At 64.3% G+C, this 9,996-nt stretch carries 5 protein-coding genes and 2 pseudogenes; all 7 read left to right on the top strand.

The features are described 5' to 3' along the window. Positions 1 to 383, top strand: a pseudogene (locus PMI42_RS11245) (serine--glyoxylate aminotransferase); the annotation flags it as partial. Between the two features lie 54 nt (positions 384 to 437). Then, on the top strand, positions 438 to 1,721 hold the full coding sequence (locus PMI42_RS11240; RefSeq protein ID WP_008133754.1) for an MFS transporter: 1,284 nt from the start codon (positions 438 to 440) through the stop codon (positions 1,719 to 1,721). A 117-nt stretch (positions 1,722 to 1,838) separates the two neighbouring features. Further along, a complete protein-coding gene (locus PMI42_RS11235) occupies positions 1,839 to 3,038 on the top strand; it encodes a pyridoxal-phosphate-dependent aminotransferase family protein (protein ID WP_008133752.1) in 1,200 nt (399 codons plus the stop codon). Between the two features lie 42 nt (positions 3,039 to 3,080). Continuing rightward, the gene (locus PMI42_RS11230; protein WP_008133750.1) at positions 3,081 to 3,878 is read left to right on the top strand and encodes an enoyl-CoA hydratase/isomerase family protein; all 798 of its coding nucleotides are present in this window, start codon (positions 3,081 to 3,083) and stop codon (positions 3,876 to 3,878) included. Positions 3,879 to 4,464: 586 nt separating this feature from the next. Next, complete coding sequence (locus PMI42_RS11225) at positions 4,465 to 8,379, top strand: beta strand repeat-containing protein (protein ID WP_008133748.1); 3,915 nt, start codon at positions 4,465 to 4,467, stop codon at positions 8,377 to 8,379. A gap of 223 nt (positions 8,380 to 8,602) precedes the next feature. Further along, complete coding sequence (locus PMI42_RS11220) at positions 8,603 to 9,577, top strand: Bug family tripartite tricarboxylate transporter substrate binding protein (protein WP_008133746.1); 975 nt, start codon at positions 8,603 to 8,605, stop codon at positions 9,575 to 9,577. A 178-nt stretch (positions 9,578 to 9,755) separates the two neighbouring features. Further along, positions 9,756 to 9,996: pseudogene (locus PMI42_RS11215) on the top strand (tripartite tricarboxylate transporter TctB family protein); the annotation flags it as partial.

The following is a 9,996-nucleotide window of genomic DNA, read 5'->3' as shown; positions in this document are numbered from 1 at the left end:
GGCTCGCGCCAGCCACACGCGCCGCGGTCAATCATTGGGGCCTCGAAGTGCTCTGCCAGGAGCCTTCGGAATTCTCACCGGTGCTGACCGCGGTGCTGATGCCGCCCGGCCATGATGCCGACCAGTTCCGCAAAGTCGTGCTCGAGAACTACAACATGTCGCTCGGCTCGGGCCTGTCGAAGGTTGCAGGAAAGGTATTCCGCATCGGTCATCTCGGCGAATGCAATGCGCTGACGCTGCTCGGCGCGCTCACCGGCGTGGAGATGGGCCTGTCGGTTGCCGGCGTGCCGCACCGCTCCGGCGGCGTCGACGTCGCGATGAAGCTGTTGGAGCAGCGCCCGCAGGGCAATGCATCGCCGCATCTGAAGGTGGTCGGCACCTAGATCGCGCGGGAGACGCGGACGGCAATCATAAAAAAGCAATCAGGGAGGGTGGAGATGGGTATCAGGTTCAAGGCGACGCACGTCGTGCTGGCGATGCTCTGCGCGATGTATTTCATCACCTATGTCGACCGGGTGAACATCGGCACCGCGGCGAGCGAGATCCAGAAAGAGCTGGGTCTCTCCAATACCCAGCTCGGCCTCGTCTTCTCCGCCTTCGCCTATCCCTACCTGCTGTTCCAGGTAATCGGCGGCTGGGTCGGCGATCGTTTCGGGCCGCGCAAGACGCTGTTCTGGTGCGGCATGATCTGGGCGGCGGCGACCATCATGACCGGCTTCGCCAACGGTCTCTTCGCGCTGTTCATCGCGCGCTTCGCACTTGGCTTCGGCGAGGGCGCGACATTCCCGACCGCGACGCGCGCGATGCAATACTGGACGCCGGCCAACCGACGCGGCTTCGCGCAAGGGCTGACCCATTCCTTCGCCCGCCTTGGCAATGCCGTGACGCCGCCGGTGGTCGCGCTGCTGATCCCGTGGCTGACCTGGCGCGGCGCGTTCGTCGTGCTCGGCTTCGTCAGCCTGATCTGGGGCGTGGTCTGGGTCTGGTACTTCCGCAACGAGCCGAAGGAGCACGCCTCCATCACCGAGGCCGAGCTCGCGACGCTGCCGCCGCGCCCGACCGGCGAGCGGCCGCGTGTGCCGTGGGGCCCATTGCTCGGCCGGATGTGGCCGGTGACGCTGACCTATTTCTGCTACGGCTGGTGCCTGTGGCTGTACCTGAACTGGCTGCCGCTGTTCTTCAAGAACAACTACAGTCTCGACATCAAGAACTCGGCGCTGTTCGCCTCCGGCGTCTTCTTCGCCGGCGTGGTCGGCGACAGCGTCGGTGGGGTGCTGTCGGACAAGATCCTCGACCGCACCGGCAACGTCCGCCTGGCGCGGCTGAGCGTCACCGTAACAGGGTTTACGGGGGCGCTGCTCTCGCTGTTTCCGATCCTGTTCGTCCACGACATCACCATCGTCGCGCTGTGCCTGTCGGCCGGCTTCTTCTGCGCCGAGCTCGTGATCGGCCCGATGTGGTCGATCCCGATGGACATCGCCCCGAAATATTCGGGCACCGCCTCGGGCCTCATGAACACCGGGTCGGCCTTCGCCGCCATCGTCTCCCCGCTGGTCGCGGGCTTCGTGATCGATGCGACCGGCAATTGGTACCTGCCGTTCCTGATGTCGATGGGGCTGCTGCTGCTGGGCGGCTTTTCCGCCTTCCTGATGCACCCCGAGCGCCCATTTACGGAGGCCGAGGAGCGCCTGCCGGCCGGCAAGGTGGTGGCCGCGGAATAGGGGGAGGCGGAGGTCCGCCGCCCATGCATGGGAGACGCCTTTAGGAGAGGGGACAAGCCGGTCAAATGGTGCTATTCGGCGGCCATCAAAATCAAGGCAAGACCGGGAAGGACGCCGATGACCGTGCATACTGGAAGGCATTTCCTACAGATTCCAGGACCGACCAACGTGCCCGACCGCGTGCTGCGGGCGATGGACATGCCGACGCTGGACCATCGCGGTCCGGAGTTCGCCGAGCTTGGCTTTGGCGTGCTCGCCGCGATGCAGCGCGTGTTCCGGACCAAGCAGCCCGTGATCATCTTCCCCTCGTCCGGTACCGGCGCCTGGGAAGCGGCGATGGTCAACGTGTTCGCGCCCGGCGACAAGGTCCTGATGTGCGAGACCGGCCAGTTCGCCGTGCTGTGGCGCGGCATCGCCGAAAAATTCAGGATCGACGTCGATTTCATCCCGAGCGACTGGCGCCATGGCGCCGACCTCGCCGAGATCGAGAAGCGCCTTGCCGCCGACAAGCAGCACGCGATCAAGGCCGTCTGTGTCGTGCACAACGAGACTTCGACCGGCTGCGTGACGGCACCGCTGGAGGTGCGCAAGCTGCTCGATCGCGTCAAGCATCCGGCGCTCTTGATGGTCGACACCATCTCCGGCCTCGGCTCCATGGAATACGAGCACGATGCCTGGGGCATCGACGTCTCGGTCGCTGGCTCCCAGAAGGGCCTGATGCTGCCGCCCGGTCTCAGCTTCAACGCCGTTTCGGAGAAGGCACTCGCCGTCGCCAAGGCCAACCCCGGCATGCGCTCCTATTGGGACTGGCAGGAAGTCATCAACTTCAACAAGCTCGGCACCTTCCCCTACACCCCCGCCACCAATCTGCTCTACGGCCTGCGCGAAGCGGTGAAGATGCTGGAAGAGGAGGGGCTGGAGAACGTCTGGGCCCGCCACAAGCGCCACAGCGCGGCGACGCGTGCTGCAACCAAGGTCTGGGGGCTGGAGACGCAGTGCGCCGATCCTGCCGCGCACTCGCCGGCGCTGACCGGCGTGCGCGTGCCTGATGGCCACGACGCCGACGCCTTCCGCAAGGTGGTGCTGGAAAACTTCGACATGTCGCTCGGCACCGGCCTGAACAAGGTCAAGGGCAAGGTGTTCCGCATCGGCCATATCGGCCATTTCAACGATCTGATGCTGATGGGCACGCTCGCCGGCGTCGAGATGGGCCTGGATCTTGCAAAGATTCCGCACCGGAGCGGCGGCGTGTTGGCGGCCATGGACGTCCTGAAGGGACGCGACGTGGTGCCGATGGCCAAGGCCCAGGTGGCTTAAGGGCTCAGGTGGCCTGAACTTAACTTGGAAAGTGAGCGCGCGATGAACGCACCGACGACGACCAACGAAGACCTGCTCTACTCCGTCACGGACGGCATCGCGCGGATCACCTTCAACCGCCCCCAGGCGCGCAACGCCATGACCTTCGCCATGTATGACCGCATGGCGGAGATCTGTACCGAGATCAACGCCGACCGTTCAATCAAGGCGCTGATCCTGACCGGCGCCGGCGACAAGGCGTTCGCCTCCGGCACCGACATTTCCCAGTTCCGCGCCTTCAAGACCGCGCAGGACGCGCTCGACTACGAGGCCCGCATCGACCGCGTGCTCGGCACGCTCGAACAGTGCCGCGTGCCCGTGATCGCGGCGATCGCAGGGGCCTGCACCGGCGGCGGCGCCGGCATTGCCGCCTGCTGCGACCTCCGCATCGGCACCGAGACGACGCGGATCGGCTTTCCGATCGCGCGCACGCTCGGCAATTGCCTGTCGATGTCCAACATCAGCCGTGTCGTCTCGCTGGTCGGTCCCGCGCGGACCAAGGATATGATCTTCAAGGCGCGCCTGGTCGAGGCGCAGGAAGCGCTGGCGCTTGGCCTGCTCACCGAAATCGTCCCTGATGTGGAGACGCTGCAGCGCCGTGCGGACGAGACCGCAAAGCTCGTCGCGAGCCACGCGCCGCTCACGCTGGAAGCCACCAAGGAAGCCGTGCGCCGCATTCGCCGCACGCTGTCGCGCGAAGAGGGCGAGGATCTGATCCTCAAGGCCTATATGAGCGAAGACTTCCGCGAAGGCATGGACGCCTTCCTCAACAAGCGCGCGCCGGTCTGGAAGGGCAAGTAGCGCACAGTCCTGGCTTTTCGCGCCGGACAGGCGCGAAAAGCCAAAGCGATTGCTGACGTCGATCGTCAGCCGGTCAGCGCAGCTCCTATTGTCACAAATTTTTCAAGCAGTTCCGTTGTTCGGAACCGCGATTGCGCGTGCGCGCGTCTGCGCGTTCACGTTGACGGCACGACGAGCTCAGGCATAAGATCGCAAAGGTTGCATTCCACCGTCTCGTTTTTCGAGGCAGCGGGGCGGCCGTGTGATTTTGAGTCGAGTTGAATTGAGCGACGTGAATTATGTGAAGCGTTCCGGCCGATCGTGCCGCAACCTGATGTCATTGAACTGAAATTAAACTGAGGACGTAGCGACGTAGTTTCGACGACGCGAGCCGCGCCAGAATTTCATTGCTGCTGACCATCCCGATGCCAGGCACGGCCTTGCGAACACGCCAAGATCTCTAAGCCAAGATCTCTAATCCAAGACCTTTAGCCGACACTGACCAGTCAACACTGTCGAGTCACGTCTGATTTCTCAGACCGATTAGTCACGTCGCCGCGCCCTCATGCGGCGGCGCCTTCATGGCAACGCAGGCAGGGATTTTTCCATGACCAACCATACGCCGGTTTTCACCTCGTCATCCGCGACGGGCAGCTTCACCGAATTCGCCAATCTCAACGATTCAACCACGCTGCGCACGCTGTCGGGAACGATGAGTTTCAAGGACAGCGACAAGACCGACACCCACACCACGACCGCGACGCTGCATTCCGCGGTGGTGTCGGGCGGAACGGTCGTCCCTGCTGCCTCGCTTGCGCATTTCCAGGCCGCGATGCAATCGCAGATCCTGAGCGATTCAAACGGCAACGGTCAGCTCAAATGGAGTTTTAGCGACCAGGACCAGGATTTCGATTTCCTCGCCAAGAACCAGACGCTGGTCCTGACCTATGACGTCAAGGTCGCCGACAACCACGGCGGCTTCGCGATCCAGACCGTCAAGATCACGGTCACCGGCACCGACGACAAGCCTGTCATCAACATGACGACGGCGGCGACCGTCACCGAGCAGACCAACCAGACGCTGTCGCTCTCGCCCGACACGGTTCATGTCGCGCTCAACTTCACCGACGACGACCTCGCCAACACCGGCCACACCGCGACCGTGATCGGCGTCTCCGCCTCCGGCGCTACCGCGGGCCTGCTGCCGGGGTCGTGGGGCGATGCCGAGCTGATGTCGTTCTACCACGTCGACAACGTCGTCAAGACGTCGGGCTCCTCGAGCGGCACCATCAACACCACCTTCTCGGCCCCCGATCTTGCCTTCGACTATCTTGCGGCGGGCCAGCACCTCGACATCACCTACACAATCCAACTCGACGACCATGCCGGCGGGGTTTCGACGCAGACGGTCACGGTGACGGTGGTCGGCACCAACGACAAGCCGATCTACCTGTCGTGTCCGGAATCGGCCGCGCTGGTCGAGGATCAGAACCTCGACTCCTCCGGCAATCTCCACGCCAGCGACAACCTCGTCTTCACCGATATCGATCTCGCCGACGCGCATACCGTCTCGACGACGGTCACCGCGACCCGCTCGGGCGGCGGCGCGATACCCCTGACCAATGCGCAATTGCTGGCCGCGTTCGGCACCTCGCTCCAGGATTCGACCGGCCATCTGATCGGCGAGGTCGACTGGAATTTCGCCTTCCCGAATGCCTCGGCCAATTTCCTCAATGGCGGCGAGACGCTCAAGCTCGTCTATCACGTTGCGGTCGACGACGGCCACGGCGGCTCCACCACTCAGGACGTCACCATCACGATCCTCGGCACCAATCATCCGGTCGTGATCACGAGCGGCCCGGAATCCTCCACCGTCGTCGAGCAGGATGCGACCACGGGCTCGTCAGCGCCCGATACGACGCCGACCACACCGGCCGGCACGCTCGCTTTCACCGACCAGGACACCAGCGACACGCATAGCGTGACGGTGACGCTGAATTCGAGCTCCGGGCCGACGCCGCCGGCGGCGACGCAGGCCGATCTCGCCGCCGCGCTGACGACGGTGCTGCACGATTCCACGGGCACCGGCAGCGGCAGCATCGACTGGAATTTTGCGATTCCCGACCAGGACCTCGATTACCTCGCCGCCAACGAGACGCTGACGGTGAACTACAACGTCAAGATCGCCGACGGCTCGACCAGCTCAACGCAGGTCGTCTCCGTCGTCATCACCGGCGCCAATGACGCTGTTGCGATGACCGGTGCACCGGGATCGGCCTCGCTGTCGGAGCAGGCCGGCGTGACCGGGTCGAATGCGATGGACACGACGAGCCCGCTGCCGACGGGATCGCTGAGCTTCGACGACGTCGATCTGTCGGACGTCCACTCCGTCAGCGTCGTTCTGAACTCTGCGGTGTGGTCGTTCGACCCGAGCTTCGTGCCGTCGGACACGCTGGCGGACCTCCAGAATGCGCTCACCACGGCCTTGCACGATTCGACCGGCGCCGGCACGGGCAGCATCGACTGGACCTTCTCGATCCGGGACGGCGATCTCGACTTCCTCAGCCCCGGCGAGACGCTCACGGTGCAATATGACGTCATCGTCGCCGACGGCAGCACGAGCTCGACCCAGACAGTGACGGTCACGATCAACGGCGCCTCGGATCCGCTGCTGGTGACCCCGGTCACGGTGGAGACGTCCGACACCGCGGTGCCCGACACCGGCACCGTGCTCGCCAGTGGCGCGATCTCCGACGTGAGCCATCCGATCGACCTGTCGACGTCGCGCACCATCTCGGAGGTGAATGGCAGCGCCGCCAATGTCGGCACGATGGTCGCCGGCGCCCATGGCTCGCTCCTGCTCAATTCGGACGGCAGCTATGCCTATTACGCTGACGCCTCGGTCGATCCGCTCCAGGCCGGCGACAATGTCAGCGACGTCTTCAACTTCACCGTCGACGACGGCCAGGGCCATCAGGCTACGACAACGCTGACCTTCAACGTGGCAGGCGCCAACGACTACCCGATCATCACGGCGGCCAATGTGAGCGGATCGGTCACCGAGGATGCCGGTCCGACCTCGATCGTCAACGGCGATTTCGAGACTGGCAATCTGGCCGGTTGGAGCGTCAGCGGGTCGCATATTCATGTCGTGCAATATGAGCTCGGTGGCAGCTTCGGACATTATTCGGTGCAGCTTTCCCCGACCGACTCCGACGAGACGCTGTCCCAGGCCATCGCGACCGCGCCTGGCCAGCACTATTTCCTCAGCTTCGACCTCATCGGCGATCCCGAGCAGGCCAGCACGCCGTTCGCGGTGACCTGGGACAGCGTCACGCTGATGTCGATCGGCGTCGCGCCGGGCATTCATCACTACGCGTTCGAGGTGACCGGCGATCCGCTGCTGTCCACCTCGACACTGGAATTCACCTACAACAACTTCACGGACGGCATGATCCTCGACTCCGTCAATGTCAGCCCGGCGACGGGTCCTGCGACCGAGTCCACTTCGGGCTCGTTCTCGTTCTCCGACCCTGAGACGACCGACATTCACACGGTCAGCTTCGTGCCGGCAGACAGCTCCTATGTGGGCACGTTCTCGCTCGATCCGGTCAGCGAGTCCGGCGGGACGGGATCGGTCGGCTGGCATTTCACGGTGAACAATGCCGACATCCAGTTCCTGGCGCAGGGGCAGGCGCTGACCCAGGACTATTTCGTCACGGTCGACGACGGACATGGCGGCACCGTCATTCAGGATGTCACCGTCACCGTCAACGGCACCAACGACGCGCCGACCGCGGTGGGGGAGACGGTGGTTACCGACGCAGGTGCCGGCGGCTCGGTGGCCATTGCCGCCTGGGCTTTGGCGCTGAACGACACCGACCCCGACACCACGGACGGCCACTCGCTCGGCGCCGTCACATCGAGCTCCGGCGGCAGTGCCGGGGCCGCCTTCGGCTTTGCCTTCTTCACCGATGACGCAACAGCCGGCGGCTCGTTCGACTACACCGCCTCCGATGGGATGACGAATTCGTCGAATACCGCGACCGCGACCGTCATCAACAACGCCGCCAGCGCCTCGGTGCTGAACGGGACCGGCGGCGACGACGTCATCGTCGCCACCAACGGGACCGAAGCCTTGAACGGCGGTGGCGGCAATGATGTCCTGATCGGGACGGCGGCCGGCCATGTCATGACCGGCGGCAGCGGCAACGACACCTTTGCGTTCCTTCAGCCGCCGACGGCGCCCAGCCAGATCATGGACTTCAACACCACCACCGAGCATGATCGCATCGCCATCTCGGCAAGCAGTTTTGGCGGCGGCCTGACGTCCGGCATGGACGTGACGTCGATCTTCGAGACCTCGGCCGACAACACCTTCTCCGGTGCGGCCGAATTCCACTTCGATACGGGCAACCAGACGCTCTATTTCAGCGCGGATGGCACGCAAGGTTCGGCTGTCGCGGTCGCCGTCGTCCAGGCCGGCGTGGTGATCAACCCGCACGACATCCTGCTGGTGTAGCCGACCGGCGCAGCCGCGTTGCGAGCAGGCGCGGGCTCCGCAAGGGGCCCGCGCCTTTTTGCGGGGCGGCCGCGCTTGCAATCCATCTCATTCCAAAGTCATAAGCGGTGCGACGCCGGCCCGGCTTGAACTGATCGGCGTTCGCCCGCACAATGCAGTCCGCTCGACATCGCGAATTGCCAATCCAAACAAGAACATAGGGAAGATGCGCGTGAGACATGGAATGAAGGCCGCAGTGACGCTGGCGGCCGTGCTTTGCGGCACGCCGGCTTTTGCCGGCTGGGAGCCGGCAAAACCCGTCGAGATCGTGGTGGCGGCGGGCGCGGGCGGCGCCTCCGACCAGATGGCGCGGATGATGCAGGCCGCGATCCAGAAGAACAATCTTATGAAGCAGCCGATCGTGGTCTCGCTGAAGGGCGGCGCGTCGGGCGCGGAAGCGCTGATGTACATGAAGTCCAGCGAGGGCGATCCGAACAAGGTGCTGATCGCCTATTCGCTGATCTACATGCTGCCGCTGTCGGCGAAGATCCCGTTCAACTGGCGTGAGCTGACCCCGGTCTCGGTGATCGCGCTCGACCAGTTCGTGCTGTGGGACAACAGCGCCGGCCCCAAGACGGTCAAGGAATTCGTCGAGGCTGCGAAAGCGTCGGGCTCGCCGTTCAAGATGGGCGGCACCGGCTCCAAGCGCGAGGACCACGTGCTGACCGTGTTCCTCGAGCAGAAGACCGGCGCAAAATTCTCCTATCTGCCGTACAAGTCCGGCGGCGAGGCCGCGACCCAGCTCGTCGGCAACCACACCGAATCCAACGTCAACAATCCCAGCGAAAATCTCGAGGTCTGGCGCGCCGGCCAGGTACGTCCGCTCTGCGTGTTCGACAAGGAGCGCATCTCGTACACGACCAAGGTCACGGACACGCAGTCCTGGGCCGACATCCCGACCTGCAAGGAGGAGGGCGTCGACGTCCAGTACCTGATGCTGCGTGCCATGTTCCTGCCCGGCAAGGTCACGGCCGAGCAGCAGGCATTCTACGTCGAGCTGTTCCACAAGGTGACGCAGACCGCCGAGTACAAGGACTATATGGAGAAGCAGGCATTGAAGCCGATCTTCCTCACCGGCAAGGACATGGTGCAATTCCTCGAGGAGGACGACGCCGTCAACAAGTCGCTGATGACGGAAGCCGGTTTCGTCGCGAAGTAGCCGTCTCTCCTCCCCCTCGCCCCGTTCTTGCGGGGAGAGGGTTGGGGTGAGGGGCTCTCTCCACGAGTCGAGCCCGTGGAGAGAGCCCCTCACCGGCGCTTCGCGCCGACCTCTCCCCGCACGAACGGGGCGAGGTGAACAATTCCCAGCCTTGCATCCCAGCCTTGCATCAGAGCTCATGTCCCAAACCGATCTTGAAATCGTCGTCGACGATCCGACCGCGCCTGAAGACGACTCGCCCTCCGTCGTCTCCTCCGGGGCGGTCGAGATCGTCGTCTGTCTCCTCCTGTTCGCGCTGGCCGCCATCCTCGGCTACGACAATTGGCGCACGGGTGCCTCCTGGGATTCGACAGGGCCCGAGCCCGGCTATTTCCCGTTCTATCTCTCCATCATCCTCGGCGGCGGCAGCCTCTACGGCC

The organism is Bradyrhizobium sp. YR681, from assembly GCF_000282615.1.
In the GTDB taxonomy this organism is placed as follows: domain Bacteria; phylum Pseudomonadota; class Alphaproteobacteria; order Rhizobiales; family Xanthobacteraceae; genus Bradyrhizobium.
Note: the sequence above shows the minus strand (reverse complement) of the source record. Positions and strands in the feature narration are given on the sequence as shown.

Coding starts and splice junctions, on each gene's coding strand:
- PMI42_RS11240 (WP_008133754.1), top strand. CDS start 438: ATGGGTATCAGGTTCAAGGCGACGCACGTCGTGCTGGCGATGCTCTGC.
- PMI42_RS11235 (WP_008133752.1), top strand. CDS start 1,839: ATGACCGTGCATACTGGAAGGCATTTCCTACAGATTCCAGGACCGACC.
- PMI42_RS11230 (WP_008133750.1), top strand. CDS start 3,081: ATGAACGCACCGACGACGACCAACGAAGACCTGCTCTACTCCGTCACG.
- PMI42_RS11225 (WP_008133748.1), top strand. CDS start 4,465: ATGACCAACCATACGCCGGTTTTCACCTCGTCATCCGCGACGGGCAGC.
- PMI42_RS11220 (WP_008133746.1), top strand. CDS start 8,603: ATGAAGGCCGCAGTGACGCTGGCGGCCGTGCTTTGCGGCACGCCGGCT.